We start from the raw sequence: 13,276 nt of genomic DNA, 5'->3' as shown, positions 1-13,276 counted from the left end.
ACTAAGCCTTACCCATTTAACCAACTCGTCACCGCACTCTTCCATTGTTCTCGTGAGCTTGCCAAAGATAAATCACTCTTTTTGAGTTCTTGTTCCATTTTTTTAAGCACTTGAGGAATCTCTGCTAAATCCAAGGAGTCCAATAAACCATCATTGTAGGCAATGAGCCAGGCTTGTTGAAATTCAATAGGCAATGGTGAGAGCCTGTCTTGCTTGAGGATTTCTCTTAAAATACGTCCCTTTTGAATCTGTTTTTGCATTTTGGCATCCAGTCGCGCGCCAAAGCGAGTGAAAATTTCCAAATCAAGAAATTGCATGTAATCCAGTTTCATTCTGCCTGCTTCTTTTTTAATTTGTGGATGCTGCGCCTTACCCCCGACTCGCGAAACCGATTTAGTGATATCAATTGCCGGGAGAAAGCCCGAAGAAAAGAGTTTTTCATCAAAGAAGATTTGTCCATCGGTGATGGAAATCAGGTTGGTCGGAATATAAGTTGCAATTTCCCCTTCTTTGGTTTCAATAATCGGCAAAGAGGTCATAGTGCCGCCACCCATCTCGGCAGATAAGCAGGTAGAACGCTCTAACAAGCGTGAGTGCAGATAAAAAATATCCGCAGGAAAGGCTTCGCGTCCAGGCGGCCTGCGCAATAAAAGGGAAAGCTCTCGATAACTGTTCGCATGAGCACTCAAATCATCATAAACCACCAAAGTATCCAAGCTCTTGTTCATCCAGTACTCAGCAATAGCACAGCCTGCAAAAGGAGCAAGATACAGAAGTCCCGGTAAGGCAGTTGCTTGGGCGACCACAACCGTTGTGTAGTCCAAAGCATTTGTTTCCTTTAATAATTGAATGGTATTACTCACTGTAGAGCGCTTTTGACCAATCAATACATAAACACAACGTACATTTTGATTTTTTTGGTTAATGACCACATCAATGGCCAGCGAGCTTTTGCCAAGTCCATTATCCCCGATAATGAGTTCCCGCTGTCCTTTGCCCATGGGAATTAAATTATCAATAATTTTATTGCCCGTATAAAAAGGACGACTCACAAAGTCGCGCTGGATGATGGGTGGAGATAAAATATCCAATAATCCTTGTTCCTCACATTGAGGAACTTCTCCGCCATCTAACGGATTGCCTAAAGGGTCAAGTACTCGCCCAAGTAATCTATCGCCTACAGGGAGACTCAAAGCCCGCTTCAAATGAAACATTGGGGTGCCTGCTTTTAATTTTTTGGTTTGCACTAACATAATTGCACCCACCAAATCTTCCATGAGATGAAAAACCATGGCAATGCAACAACCATCTACTGAAATTAAAATTTCATCGATGGCGGCGGTAGGTAGTCCCTTAATCCAGATAATGCCATCGCCGACCGAAACCACCTGGCCTTGCTCCGAGACTCTGATTTGAAATTGATAATTCTCAATGCGTTGCCGTGCTTTATCAATCAACGACGGGCGATTAGACAAGTCCATTTCTGCTCTCCGTAAAGAATTTGAGTTCATCGCGAAGATTCGCTTGCAAAACTACTGAACCCATTTGAACGATTAATCCTGCGAGCAACGTCGGATTTTCTGTAAAACTTACGGTAAGTTTTTGAGGTACTATGTGTTCCAAGGCTTGAGTGAGACGCTGCCGTTGCTGTTCCTTAATGGGAAAGGCACTTTGGATGCACACATTGTCTTCTTCAGAGACGTTATTCATCGATGACCATTGTTCGATTGGGAAATAAGCAAGGTCCTCAATGGTTTTTGCAATGATTTTCTCTTCGAGACGAGCATCCGCAAAGTCGATGATGAGTTTTGTTGTGAACTTCCCTGCCAAAAGCAAGGCTTCTTGTTCCTGTTTTTTCATAAGGGTGGCGACTCGTTGCCGCTCCTGCGCAAAAGCCTGCTCTTTTTCCTCACTCAATTGGTGTTCAAAACGAAGTTTCTCTTCCGATTGCCATTGCTCTAACTCCTCGCGCAACTTATTTTGCATCGCTGTCTTCTCTTGTTGCCAGTCGGCAAGACGATGTTCATAGGTTGTTTGTAACTGTGTTGCTTCATTGTGCAAGGTTTCAGCCGTTGCTAATTGGTCTTGCACTGTTTTTTTTCTCTCTGCAATCGTTTTTTGGATGGGTGCATACAAAAAGCGCTTTAAAATCCAAATCAGAATCAGAAAATTAATGACTTCTAATGAAAAAGTTGACCAAGACAGTTCCATTTATTTTATCCCTGCTGATTAACAAAATAAGACAATAATGGATTTCTAAAGAGAATAATCAACACAACCACCAAACAATAAATAGCGAGTGATTCAATCATGGCCAAACCAATAAATAAGGTTCGGGTGATGGATTTCTCCGCTTCAGGCTGTCTGGCTAACGCATCCAGTGCCTGACTAATCGCACGCCCCATGGCAAGCGCTGGACCTATGGTTCCGATAGCAATCGCAAGTGCCGCAATCACCGTGGATGCCAAACTAAACCAACTGATACCATTCATGATAACTCTCCTCGGCTTTTAAGTTCATGGGATTGAATTCCTCCAGCAATATAAATCAAAGCCAGCATCCCAAAGATGTAAGCTTGGATAATGGCTTCAATAATATGCAACATGAGGATGGGAATAGGGGCTAAAAATCCGGCAATCATCAGCACAATCAGGGCGGTTAATTGCAAGCTCATGACATTACCGAATAAGCGAACTGCCAAGGCCAGTGTTCGCGAGACTTCGCTGATTAAATGAAACGGCAATAAAAAAGGGGTAGGTTTTAAGTAATGCTTCAAATAGTTTCGCAGCCCTTCAGCACGAATGCCAAACCAATGCACCGATAAAAAAGTCAAAATCGCAAGGGAGGCCGTTACCGACAAATCAGCAGTCGGTGCATAAAATCCCGGAATCACCCCAATTAAGTTGGAAACAAGAATAAAAACCCACAAGGTGGCCACAAAAGGAAAGACCAAATCCACATGTGCTGGCAGGACTTCTTTAATTGCATCATACATGGTGCTCAAAATCCCTTCTAAAATAACCTGCAAAGTACCAGATTTTAAGGATAGCTTTCGCGTTGGAATCCAGGCAAAAAGAAATAAAGCCAGCATAATAAGCCAGGTAGTCAATAGACTTTGGCTGATGTTAAGCCACCCTAGTGAAAAGGCAAAGTGCGCTAAAAATCCTTCTGAGCCCACCGCTATTCCTTAATCATAAGATACACATTAACTGCCCCAACAATCACACCAACAATAATTAAATTGATGGTCCAACTGATAGAATACCCTTTTATTTTTTCATCAAGCCAAACTCCAAGATAAGCTCCGGCAATAATCGGTAATATAAAAACAAAGCCTAAGGTCCCTAAATAAACCGTTTGGGCTAATAAAGTGGATTTACTTTTTTTTGCCTGGTTCATTTTGTGAATACTTCGTTTCACCTGTTGCTCCAGTTCCTTCTTTGGGTCTTTAAATTCCATAACCATTCTGCCGTTTTAATTCCCATAAACGTTTTAACATTGCCTCATCCAAACGATGCAAACTGTCTTTAATGCTTAAAAGATTTTCTTCTTCACGTTGTAATTCTTTTTCAAGTGCACTTTGTATTGCTTGATACTCTTTATGACGCACATAATGCCGTGTCACAATATGAAGTTGATTGTTGTGAAAATAAACCACTGCCCCGGGTAGGGCTAAGTATTCCTTTTCATTCTTCTCATCACGAAACCAAGCCAAGCCAAACGTTAAGCAGGTCATCATGCGCGCATGATTGGCTAAAATCCCGAATTGCCCCGAAGCATCCTCACCCACAAAACTGACTGCCTTATCGATTTTTTCATATTGAGTTGCGCTTTGAAGATGAATTGTAAACAGCTCCATTTCAGTTATGAGCTCCCTTATTCATAGCGCCCATCATGTAACACTCCTCTTCTGAAAAGGCATCGTAATCGCCTTTGATGAAGGATTCACAATCGGTTAAGGTCTGCTCTAATGCAACCGATTGCCCTTCAATACCAGTTTGTTGTTTGGTTACATGAAAAGGTTGCGTCAGGTAACGTTGCAATTTGCGCGCTCTTAACACAATCGCGCGGTCTTGAGACGAAAGCTCTTCAATTCCCATCATGGAAATGATGTCTTCGAGTTCTTGATAACGTGCCAAATGCTCACGCACCGCTTGCGCAATCGCATAATGGCGCGCGCCTAAAATCATTTTATCCATAAATTTACTCTTGGAAGCAAGTGCATCGATGGCAGGATATATGCCTTTGCCTGCTTGTGCACGCGAGAGTACTACAATGGAATCTAAATGAGTCACAATGCCAGTCACAGCGGGATCGCTCATGTCATCGGCTGGTACATACACTGCTTGCACGGAAGTCACTGCACCCTTGGCGGTTGAGGTAATCCGCTCTTCGAGTTCAGCAATCTCCGTCATTAAGGTCGGTTGATAGCCCACACTCGCCGACATTCTGCCTAAAAGTCCTGAAATTTCACTGCCTGCTTGCACAAAACGATACACATTATCAATGAGAAAAAGCACTTCATGAGATAGTGTATCGCGCAAGTATTCGGCATACGTTAATGCCGATAATCCTGTGCGAAAGCGTACTCCGGGTGACTCATCCATTTGCCCAAATATCATTAAGGTCTTATCCATGACGCCTGCGGCTTGCATTTCGTGCCACAATTCATGACCTTCACGAATCCGCTCGCCAACCCCTGCAAAAACAGACGTTCCTTGGTGCAATTGAATGATGGCATGCATCAATTCCATCAGCAGGATGGTTTTTCCAACCCCTGCTCCACCAAACAGTCCGGTTTTACTGCCCCTGACGAAGGGACAAAGTAAATCGATGACCTTAATTCCCGTCTCAAGAATACCTTCCTGTGTCGTTGTCATGTCAATCGAGGTGGGCTTGTTGAGAATGTCACGATATTCTTTAGTTTCTAAGGGCGAACCTCCGTCCAAAGGTTCACCAAAAATGTTTAAGAGTCGCCCAAGACAATCGGGAGAAACCGGAATTTGTAACGGTGCACCTTGGTCATATACAGGCAATCCACGTTGTAGTCCTGTGGCACGATGTAAAGTGATGGCTCTAGCATGATGTTGGTCAAGATGCTGACACACTTCAAGCACATAACTGTCCGTATCAGTGTGGGTTTTAAGTGACTGATACAATGGCGGCAACACATCACAGTATATTTTTACAACAGGCCCATTGACTTCGACAATGCTGCCTACTGGTTTTTCATAGTCTTTGATAACCGTATTATCGTCCATAATCGTTCACTTTGGTTTATGTTGCACCATGTAAAACATCAACCTTACCCTTAATACAATTCCACGCAACAAAAAATAAGAGGTTTTAAAAATGATTGCCTTAAGACGATGGATTAGATTTAAAAATCCATCTCTAGTGACCTCCTCCGTGCCCTCCATGTCCTCCAGTTCCACTGGTGCCACCATAACCTTCTTCAGTTGTCGGTGAATTTTGTTGGGTTTTGTGACATGCGCTTAACAGAGCAGATAGACTGGCCAACATAACGAAGAGAAGTACAACTATCCTTGTATTGTTCATTAATAACCCCAAATTGTTAGAAAATGCTAGTGCGCCTAGCGATGCTTTTAAAACTCTATCATATATTTGAGACTTATCCCAACTGTTTAAAACACCCAGTCTTTGTATCACTTTTCCAAATGATCCAGCGCATAATGGTGCATCATCCAATTCCTGGATGATTCGCAGCAAGTATATCCTGTTGTTTTGCCAGGGTTAATTTTTAATGACAGCACAAGTGATTATGAATTAATATCACCCTGAGAGAATTACCCCAGCTATTTGGAACGTTTAGCGTCCGCCGGTCCCTCCAGGTCTTTTATTATGAACATTAAGATCATGAATATTAGGATTTTTAGTTTCTGAGCAAGAATTTGCCAATACCGTAGCTCCAAAGAGACAAAAAACTGCAATAATTGTTTTGAATAATTTAATCATAATCATTAGCTTCCATGTTAATCAATCTTTAATGAACAGACTTCAAATTAACCAGTACTCTCATTAAATTTATAAGTAAAAAAATGGTTTTAATTAGCATAGCTCAAAAAGATTTACTAAGCATGATATTGTCAAGTTGAGTCATTATCAAATCTATCTGTGTATGACATTAGGCCTTCTTTTATACCAAGTCTAGTACCGCCATAATTCGATGTAAGTCAAACACCTTTATCAACCCCACTATCAATATCAATCCCAGTGGCTTCAAACACATGACCGTGCAAAATGCGTGCGATTAGCCATGGAGTAATGATTGTTTCTTTTTGTAAAAATACTCCTCCTGGTCCACAATAGAATATATTGAATTATTTAAGATAGCGGTGAAACATGGATAAGCAAGATACTGAAGTGCCTTATCAAATTGGGCATGATTTTTTTTCATATCAGATGGATTATTGGCAACGTACTCTTTTATTATTTGATACCTTGCGTGAACGAGCCAACAACATGATGGCACATGAAAAACAAGGACTTCCACCGCTGCTCGATTTTAAATATGAATTGGTCATCGATGGAAGAACACTGGAACCCCACACCAATTATGCGTTAATTAAAATCCTTGAGGCAGGCGATGTGTGTTTTGAGAAATGCTTCGACCCTACTTTGTCTCCAGTGATCATCGTTGATCCCAGAGCAGGTCATGGACCGGGCATTGGTGGCTTCAAACGCGATTCAGAAGTAGGCATTGCCATGCACAGTGGCCATGCCGTCTATTTCGTTATTTTTTATCCTGAGCCCATCCCGCACCAAACACTTGCCGATGTCTTAACTACCTTGCGCCATTTTGTCGAAAAAGTTCAAGCTTGGCATGAAGGCAAATCACCGATTCTTTACGGCAATTGCCAAGCAGGATGGATGCTTGCTTTATTAGCCTCCGATTGTGTGGGCTCGGTTGGCTTGACAGTTATGAACGGCTCACCCGTTTCTTATTGGGCAAACAGCGAAGAAGAGGCCAATCCGATGCAACTTTTAGGCGGACTCTTAGGTGGTGTATGGTCTGCTCGTTTTCTCTCGGATTTAAAAGATGGGACCTTTGATGGGGCCTGGTTGGTCTCTAATTTCGAGCTTTTAAACCCGACCACAGCACTATGGGATAAGTATTATGGTTTATTTGATCACCTTGATGGGGAGCGAGAGCGATTTTTAGAATTTGAGCGTTGGTGGAATGGTTTTTATCAATTTAGCCAAGAAGAGATAACGGCAACAGTGAACAACTTATTTATTGGTGATCAATTAGAGCGTGGTGAAATGCGGATTCATCAAGGATGTGTTTATGACTTAAAACGCATTCAAAGCCCCATTGTGATTTTTGCTTCCCAAGGCGATCAAATCACCCCACCACGACAGGCTCTCCATTGGATAAGAACGATTTACCCCACAACTCAAGCCTTGAAGAAAGCAAAACAGCGCATTGTGTATCTCTTGCATCCCTCCATAGGGCATTTAGGGATTTTTGTATCCGCTAAAGTCGTTCGTCTGCAACATCGCGCCATTTTAGAGCATAGTGCTGCCATCAACCAATTAAAGCCAGGACTCTATGAAATGAGGATTGTGAATCCAACGGGCAATCCTGATTGCAGTAAAGAGCAATATCATGTTCGTTTTGAAGAACGTGACATTACCGAGCTCTGCACCAGTAACGCCACAAAACCGTTTGAAAAGGTTCGGCAAGTCTCTGAGGCCAATGATTTGCTGTACCAAACCCTGCTGCAGCCCCTTGTTCAAAGCATCAGTAATCCTTTTTTATCCTGGTGGCTTGAGAAAACTCATCCCATGCGATTAAGTCGCACCATTTTTTCTGAAAAAATAAATCCGCTCATGAAGATCATTGAATTATTAGGGCAATTCATTCAAGAAAATCGTCAGAAGATACCCGAAACCAATTCTTTTAAAAAAAGTGAACAGGTCCTGGCTGAAATGCTTAGAGGTTCATTGGAATCGGCCAGAACCATGCGTAATGAGTTTATGACGAATTATTTTGAAGTACTCTATAAAGACCCTGATTAAGTCATGGAAGGTTAATTGATAGAGCGTATGGCATCAAACTCATCATCTAAATCATCATTATTGTTCTGGTGCATGACGTCACGAAAGCGCACTTCATCGAGGTGAGTATCATCTCTTCTTGCTTTTTCTTCGCGCTCACGCTGTTCAAAATAATCCCTTATAGGTGTGTTCATCACAATTCCTTTTGCTTCTCTTCTCATTGAATGGGTAACAAAGTGGATGCATCTGCAAAAGATAAACCTGACCTCAATCTTCGAATTATGGTTTCAAATGCACCCAAACAACCTTAATGTAGGAAGATAAAACTCTCATTCGTTGATACCTTACCCTCCATATAATTCACTAAGAAACTCTATCGAGCACTTTGAGCAAGTCATCATCTAATTTTTCCTTCAAGAGAAATTATTCGTCTTTCATCATTTGGCATCCCATCATTCGATGATTCATCATCATTTTTTGACTGTCCATCATCATTTGCATCATCGTTTGCATCATCTTCATGCGTTTTTCCATCATTTCCTGATTGGTTGTTCCGCCCATGGTTTGCATCATCTCCATACCGTGTTGCATCATTGGCATTTGCGCTTGCAGCAAGGTTTTCTTCTCTTCTGGCGTCTTCGCATTCATCAATTTATCATGCATTTCCTGCAATTTTTTCATTTCATCTTGCATTTGTTGCATTTGAGTTGATTGCTGAGTGTTGTTTTGCATCGACTGACCAGACATGCTATTCATGTTCATATCATCCTCTGCATAGAGTGTGGGGGTAACTAAGCTCAACGCAGTAAGGATAGCAAACACATTAAGTTTCAACATAAAACCTCCTTGTCATTTTATTAGATGAGTAACCATACGTCAGAAAAAGTATATACCATTTTTCAATGTATTGTCTCATTTGGATTAGAATGGGGGCATAGCAATTACAAAAATTAAGAATTATACTCTGCTGATGTATGGTTTTCTTCCTCGAGGCATCGCTACAGAAAAGTGAACTCCAGAAGGACGAACCAAGATAATGAAATCCCTCAGAAACTCTTATACACCATGAGTAATGAGACGATAGGCAAGATGATTCCCAATTATGGAGCTCAATGGATATAATGGAACGCAACGGATGCTCAACGAAAGAAAATTGCTTGTAGCAATAGCTCAACGTGAAGAACGAGAACTAATTAAGCCGAGTCAATTGCATACGACTCTGCAAAGCCCATGCACATTCAGATACCGAGTCGTATTGAAGATTACTTCACTCATGATGGTGGCAATGGGAGGAACACCATTCGTACCCGCGCTCGCCCAAATGTCGCCTTCAGAACATGCAGCCCACCATCAAGGGAATAATAACGCGTCCACATTGCCCCCCATTTCAACTACGCCGACAACCTCGAATACCACCATACAACCCTCTGAGCATGCGGCGCATCATAAAGGTGGTGCTGGCGGAAATATGATGGCGCCGTCTTCCGCATCTCCTGGCCCCGCAGGCTGTTGCGGAGAGATGGCAACCGGTGGCAAGCCCTTTTATGCGTCGCTGATGGACTTTCCAGAACTCAGTGATGAAGCGCGAAAATACATTAGAAGTGAAGCCGTTGCTCGTCTCGGTTTAGGGGTACAAATCATTACCGCAATCCAGAATGCACTTCATCGTGCTTTATCAACGAATAACGCTACAGCGGCACAAATTGCTTTACGGCAGGTGCGTCAAGGTCTTTCCTACGCCGTAAGTGGAGCCAGTGCGTTACAAGCCTTAGATGAAGCGCAACCCCCACCTCAAATCGCCATCACTTGGTTTAAACGTGAAATGAACCTTGGCGATAACACAAATAATATGGGGAATGGTGGTTTTCGTGAGTTCTCTGCACTGCACTGGATTGTAATGCTCCTTTTGGTGGCAGCACTGATGATGGCTCTTCTTGTCCAGTGGGCACGACATCGTCGGATTAATTCCTTGATTCAGCGGCTCACACCTGTCGGTGAAACAGCAAAGCCTACTACGAGTAACAGTCCTAAGCCATCCGCATTCGAAGCGCCTCCACAAAAAACAGCACCTCGTGCTCCAATACGATGGTCAGGTATCTTACGCACCACAGCAATCTTCGATGAGGCACCCAACGTTAAAACGTTCCGCCTGATGGATCCCAATCTTGGCCAAATACCGTTCACGTTTTTGCCTGGGCAGTATGCCATCATCACGTCGGTCATTAATGGCCAAAAAGTACGCCGCTGCTATACGATCTCATCATCGCCAGCACAACACGACTACATAGAAATTACTGTGAAACGGGAGCAGTATGGATTGGAATCGCGCCATCTTCACGATGAGGTTCATACCGGTGATTTGCTCGAAATATCGGCACCAGCCGGTGAATTCTTCTTCACCGGTAAAGAGGCCGAAGGCATCGTTCTCATCGCCGGTGGTGTAGGCATCACACCGATGATGAGTGTTTTGCGCTATCTCACCGACCGCTCCTACCCTAAAGACATCCACCTGCTTTATGCCACCAATTCACCTACGGACATCATCTTTCGCGAAGAATGCACCTATCTTGCACGTCGTCATCCCAACGTCAGCGTGGACGTGATTGTGCGAGCTACTGATGGCGCAGACTGGACAGGCCCTATAGGCCTTATCACGTCCGATTTTATCGAAAAGGTGATTCCAGACATTGCCCACCACCGGATCCATCTTTGCGGTCCTGTGCCCATGATGGATGCGGTCAAGGCCGCCCTACTCCAACTAAAAATTCCATCTGAGCAAGTGAAAACAGAGCACTTTGCGCCACCTAAAGGAGGACCGGTATTCACGACGGAACCACCTGTCTTTTCTGCATCTAAGGCGTCAGAGGTTAAGCCAATGTCCCCACCCTCAGCACACGCAACCATCACCTTTTCAAAGTCCAACAAATCGGGAGCACTTACTGCCGATCAATCGGTACTTGAAGCGGCTGAGACACTTGGTGTCTTCATTGACTCTGAATGCCGAGAAGGCATTTGCGGGCGCTGTAAGGTACACCTTCTGGAAGGTGCGGTATCCATGGAGGTGGAAGATTCACTTTCCAAAGAAGAGAAAGCTGCTGGTATCATCCTAGCCTGTCAAGCCAAATCACCTGAAAATCTTGTGGTGGAGGCATAATCATGGCTACTGAAGCCGAAAAAGTCATCGTAGGCGGCCTTTTAAGCACATTAGCACTGATGAGTCCTGTTTTTCTTTTTCATGTTGCCCCAGAATTTCCGGGAAGCTTCACCGGTTTTTTATTCGGCACTGCTGCAGCCGCATTATTTGTGTTGCTCCTAATTTATTCCCTCGTCAAACGACAACCTTGGGTTAAGGAGCATGTTAAGCCCTTTCTTCCTCTGAGCACCCTTTTATCGTTCCACGTCTACGCAGGGACAATTGGCGCACTCCTAGCCCTAATTCACTCAGGGCATAAATTTCAAAGCCCTCTTGGGATTGTACTGATTATGCTGATGCTCACGGTAGTTGCCACGGGATTTGTGGGACGATACTACCTGGCACAAATTGGGCTTGAGTTAAGTGAGAAACAACAGAACCTCACCCTCTTGCGTGACCGTTATGATCGTCTCGTGTACACCACAAACAATTTCGACAATCAAGCTGTGGTTGATCCTTCCGGAGCCTCTTTGGGCCACTTGCTTGGCGCAATTTCAGATCTCGAGTTTTCCATTACAGGACAAGAAATGCTGAAAAAAGCATTTGGACGTTGGCTCGTGGTACACATTGCCACCGCCATGATGATGTATGCTGCCTTAGCCTTGCACATTTGGAGCGGCATCTATTACGGCCTACGGTGGCTCCAATGAAGTCTTTTGCTCTGTTAGGATTGTTCGTTGCAGTTCTTGTCATTCTCTTCGTGACCATTGCCCCTTCCAATCAATTCAATGGGAATCAACTCTCTGTCTGGAATGCCGCCGTCAATCCTGGCCCACTTTCAGCAGCACACGCCTTCTTAAGCAATAAATGCGAAAGTTGCCATGCTCCCAACCGAGGAATTGTGGCAGAGAAATGCATCACGTGCCACGCTTCATCACCCGAACTGTTGATGAATCCTGTCGATTCGTTCCATGCACATCTAAGCGATTGCCGCGGCTGTCATGCCGAACATCAAGGAAACAAGATACGCCCCATCCACATGGATCATGGGCGGCTCGTAAACATTTCTCTAAAATATGTATTGGAAAATGAAGGACCTGCGCAGACCGACTCCCCTCATCCCACCCGATTAGACTGTCATTCGTGCCATGTTTTTCAGGATAAGCACCAGGAATATTTTGGCAAAGAATGCGCTACCTGCCATTCAGAGAAGAGCTGGAAGATTCCCGGCTACTTACATCCTAGCCCCACATCCACCAATTGTGTCGAGTGCCATAAAGCGCCACCAAGTCATCGCATGGAACACTTTGGGATGGTGGATCAGTCGGTTACTGGGGAAAAGGAAGCACGTATTGACCAATGTTATCGGTGTCATCAAACGGACTCCTTCAACGATATAAAAGGCATTGGCTGGTTTAAGATGCACTGACTTTGAGTATCTCGTCTCTATTGATGGTCCATTGAATTTAAGAGACAATAGATAATTATAGGGAACCGAGAGGTATGACGCTTAAAACCTTCTCGAGAAATCAATAATAGGGAGATTCAACCATGATAGAAATCCTACCCAATTGGCATCCTATCTTTGTTCATTTTACCGTAGCTTTATTTACCACCGCTTTTGGTTTCTACCTACTTGCTTATTTGGCTACTTATATACGATTCATTCCCGCAAGAATGGCTTTAGAATTTGAAGTTGTGGGTCGTTGGTGTTTATGGAGTACTGCTATGGTGACTGTATTGACCGTCCTAGCAGGTCTTTATGCCTACAATACCGTCAAACATGATGAGGCAGGCCACATGGCCATGACCGATCATCGTAATTGGGCATTGTCTACGGCTGTTGTCATGTGGTTAGTTGCCATTTGGTCGGTATGGCGACACGCCAAGCAGAAGACATTGACCATCATTTTCCTAATAGCAATGCTTCTGGTGCAAGGTTTACTACTCGCTACAGCCTGGCGTGGCGGCGAGCTTGTTTATCGTCATGGGTTGGGCGTTATATCATTACCCAAGACAGAGGGAGAAAAGCATCACCATCATGGGGACAACCTCATGAACAATGTAGAAAATCCTCTGAAAACCTCTACTCCAAAATAGAAATGTAAACATAACCTAAGA

The 13,276-nt window shown here is 43.7% G+C and carries 16 protein-coding genes; 5 read left to right on the top strand and 11 right to left on the bottom strand.

The annotated features are described in order from the left end of the window. Window positions 1-8: 8 nt before the first annotated feature. From ACF8MK_RS10955 to ACF8MK_RS10915, 9 genes are all read right to left on the bottom strand, one after another. Window positions 9-1,481, bottom strand: a complete 1,473-nt coding sequence (locus tag ACF8MK_RS10955) for a F0F1 ATP synthase subunit alpha (protein WP_392536689.1) — start codon at window positions 1,479-1,481, stop codon at window positions 9-11. Beyond that, window positions 1,468-2,211, bottom strand: a complete 744-nt coding sequence (locus ACF8MK_RS10950) for a F0F1 ATP synthase subunit delta (RefSeq protein ID WP_392536688.1) — start codon at window positions 2,209-2,211, stop codon at window positions 1,468-1,470. The genes ACF8MK_RS10955 and ACF8MK_RS10950 overlap by 14 nt, the downstream gene beginning before the upstream one ends. A 5-nt stretch (window positions 2,212-2,216) precedes the next feature. After that, window positions 2,217-2,492 carry a F0F1 ATP synthase subunit C gene (locus ACF8MK_RS10945; protein ID WP_392536687.1) on the bottom strand — a complete coding sequence of 92 codons (276 nt, stop codon included), beginning with the start codon at window positions 2,490-2,492 and terminating at the stop codon, window positions 2,217-2,219. Further along, the gene (locus ACF8MK_RS10940; protein WP_392536686.1) at window positions 2,489-3,178 is read right to left on the bottom strand and encodes a F0F1 ATP synthase subunit A; all 690 of its coding nucleotides are present in this window, start codon (window positions 3,176-3,178) and stop codon (window positions 2,489-2,491) included. The genes ACF8MK_RS10945 and ACF8MK_RS10940 overlap by 4 nt, the downstream gene beginning before the upstream one ends. Before the next feature lie 2 nt (window positions 3,179-3,180). Then, complete coding sequence (locus ACF8MK_RS10935; RefSeq protein WP_392536685.1) at window positions 3,181-3,459, bottom strand: AtpZ/AtpI family protein; 279 nt, start codon at window positions 3,457-3,459, stop codon at window positions 3,181-3,183. Further along, complete coding sequence (locus ACF8MK_RS10930) at window positions 3,449-3,859, bottom strand: F0F1 ATP synthase subunit epsilon (RefSeq protein ID WP_392536684.1); 411 nt, start codon at window positions 3,857-3,859, stop codon at window positions 3,449-3,451. Before ACF8MK_RS10930 ends, ACF8MK_RS10935 begins: the two co-directional genes overlap by 11 nt. 1 nt (window position 3,860) lies before the next feature. After that, complete coding sequence (atpD, locus tag ACF8MK_RS10925; RefSeq protein WP_392536683.1) at window positions 3,861-5,261, bottom strand: F0F1 ATP synthase subunit beta; 1,401 nt, start codon at window positions 5,259-5,261, stop codon at window positions 3,861-3,863. 133 nt (window positions 5,262-5,394) lie between these two features. Then, complete coding sequence (locus tag ACF8MK_RS10920; RefSeq protein ID WP_392536682.1) at window positions 5,395-5,730, bottom strand: hypothetical protein; 336 nt, start codon at window positions 5,728-5,730, stop codon at window positions 5,395-5,397. 99 nt (window positions 5,731-5,829) lie between these two features. Continuing rightward, window positions 5,830-5,976, bottom strand: coding sequence for a hypothetical protein (locus ACF8MK_RS10915; RefSeq protein WP_392536681.1), 147 nt, complete (start codon window positions 5,974-5,976; stop codon window positions 5,830-5,832). A gap of 387 nt (window positions 5,977-6,363) precedes the next feature. On the opposite strand from ACF8MK_RS10915, the gene ACF8MK_RS10910 reads away from it, so the two are divergent. After that, window positions 6,364-8,043 (top strand): DUF3141 domain-containing protein, encoded by a 1,680-nt coding sequence (locus tag ACF8MK_RS10910; protein ID WP_392536680.1) that lies wholly within the window; start codon window positions 6,364-6,366, stop codon window positions 8,041-8,043. Between the two features lie 11 nt (window positions 8,044-8,054). Here the strand turns inward: ACF8MK_RS10910 and ACF8MK_RS10905 are convergent, their stop codons facing one another. Next, on the bottom strand, window positions 8,055-8,216 hold the full coding sequence (locus ACF8MK_RS10905) for a hypothetical protein (protein ID WP_392536679.1): 162 nt from the start codon (window positions 8,214-8,216) through the stop codon (window positions 8,055-8,057). Window positions 8,217-8,445: 229 nt separating this feature from the next. Beyond that, window positions 8,446-8,859 carry a type IV secretion protein Dot gene (locus ACF8MK_RS10900; RefSeq protein WP_392536678.1) on the bottom strand — a complete coding sequence of 138 codons (414 nt, stop codon included), beginning with the start codon at window positions 8,857-8,859 and terminating at the stop codon, window positions 8,446-8,448. A gap of 265 nt (window positions 8,860-9,124) precedes the next feature. Here ACF8MK_RS10900 and ACF8MK_RS10895 point away from each other — a divergent pair, with 265 nt between their 5' ends. The 4 genes from ACF8MK_RS10895 (at window position 9,125) to ACF8MK_RS10880 (ending at window position 13,255) form a co-directional block, all read left to right on the top strand. Next, complete coding sequence (locus ACF8MK_RS10895; protein WP_392536677.1) at window positions 9,125-11,176, top strand: FAD-binding oxidoreductase; 2,052 nt, start codon at window positions 9,125-9,127, stop codon at window positions 11,174-11,176. Between the two features lie 2 nt (window positions 11,177-11,178). Then, the gene (locus ACF8MK_RS10890; protein WP_392536676.1) at window positions 11,179-11,865 is read left to right on the top strand and encodes an iron reductase; all 687 of its coding nucleotides are present in this window, start codon (window positions 11,179-11,181) and stop codon (window positions 11,863-11,865) included. After that, window positions 11,862-12,584: a class III cytochrome C family protein gene (locus tag ACF8MK_RS10885; RefSeq protein ID WP_392538952.1), complete on the top strand. Its 723-nt coding sequence runs from the start codon at window positions 11,862-11,864 to the stop codon at window positions 12,582-12,584. The genes ACF8MK_RS10890 and ACF8MK_RS10885 overlap by 4 nt, the downstream gene beginning before the upstream one ends. Window positions 12,585-12,706: 122 nt before the next feature. After that, the gene (locus ACF8MK_RS10880) at window positions 12,707-13,255 is read left to right on the top strand and encodes a DUF2231 domain-containing protein (RefSeq protein WP_392536675.1); all 549 of its coding nucleotides are present in this window, start codon (window positions 12,707-12,709) and stop codon (window positions 13,253-13,255) included. The last annotated feature ends 21 nt before the right edge of the window (window positions 13,256-13,276 follow it).

Origin of the sequence: Legionella sp. 227 (genome assembly GCF_043161935.1) — a bacterium.
Classification (GTDB): Bacteria; Pseudomonadota; Gammaproteobacteria; order Legionellales; family Legionellaceae; genus Legionella; species Legionella sheltonii.
The sequence above is the reverse complement of the archived record's forward strand: the minus strand, read 5'-3'. Positions and strand labels throughout refer to the sequence as shown.

Excerpts from the sequence above, each read along its gene's own strand:
- ACF8MK_RS10885 (WP_392538952.1), top strand. The coding sequence starts at position 11,862 with ATGAAGTCTTTTGCTCTGTTAGGATTGTTCGTTGCAGTTCTTGTCATT.
- ACF8MK_RS10930 (WP_392536684.1), bottom strand. The coding sequence starts at position 3,859 with ATGGAGCTGTTTACAATTCATCTTCAAAGCGCAACTCAATATGAAAAA.
- ACF8MK_RS10910 (WP_392536680.1), top strand. The coding sequence starts at position 6,364 with ATGGATAAGCAAGATACTGAAGTGCCTTATCAAATTGGGCATGATTTT.
- ACF8MK_RS10895 (WP_392536677.1), top strand. The coding sequence starts at position 9,125 with ATGGAGCTCAATGGATATAATGGAACGCAACGGATGCTCAACGAAAGA.
- ACF8MK_RS10950 (WP_392536688.1), bottom strand. The coding sequence starts at position 2,211 with ATGGAACTGTCTTGGTCAACTTTTTCATTAGAAGTCATTAATTTTCTG.
- ACF8MK_RS10935 (WP_392536685.1), bottom strand. The coding sequence starts at position 3,459 with ATGGAATTTAAAGACCCAAAGAAGGAACTGGAGCAACAGGTGAAACGA.
- ACF8MK_RS10900 (WP_392536678.1), bottom strand. The coding sequence starts at position 8,859 with ATGTTGAAACTTAATGTGTTTGCTATCCTTACTGCGTTGAGCTTAGTT.
- ACF8MK_RS10905 (WP_392536679.1), bottom strand. The coding sequence starts at position 8,216 with ATGAACACACCTATAAGGGATTATTTTGAACAGCGTGAGCGCGAAGAA.
- ACF8MK_RS10945 (WP_392536687.1), bottom strand. The coding sequence starts at position 2,492 with ATGAATGGTATCAGTTGGTTTAGTTTGGCATCCACGGTGATTGCGGCA.
- ACF8MK_RS10880 (WP_392536675.1), top strand. The coding sequence starts at position 12,707 with ATGATAGAAATCCTACCCAATTGGCATCCTATCTTTGTTCATTTTACC.
- ACF8MK_RS10890 (WP_392536676.1), top strand. The coding sequence starts at position 11,179 with ATGGCTACTGAAGCCGAAAAAGTCATCGTAGGCGGCCTTTTAAGCACA.
- atpD (WP_392536683.1), bottom strand. The coding sequence starts at position 5,261 with ATGGACGATAATACGGTTATCAAAGACTATGAAAAACCAGTAGGCAGC.
- ACF8MK_RS10915 (WP_392536681.1), bottom strand. The coding sequence starts at position 5,976 with ATGATTAAATTATTCAAAACAATTATTGCAGTTTTTTGTCTCTTTGGA.
- ACF8MK_RS10955 (WP_392536689.1), bottom strand. The coding sequence starts at position 1,481 with ATGGACTTGTCTAATCGCCCGTCGTTGATTGATAAAGCACGGCAACGC.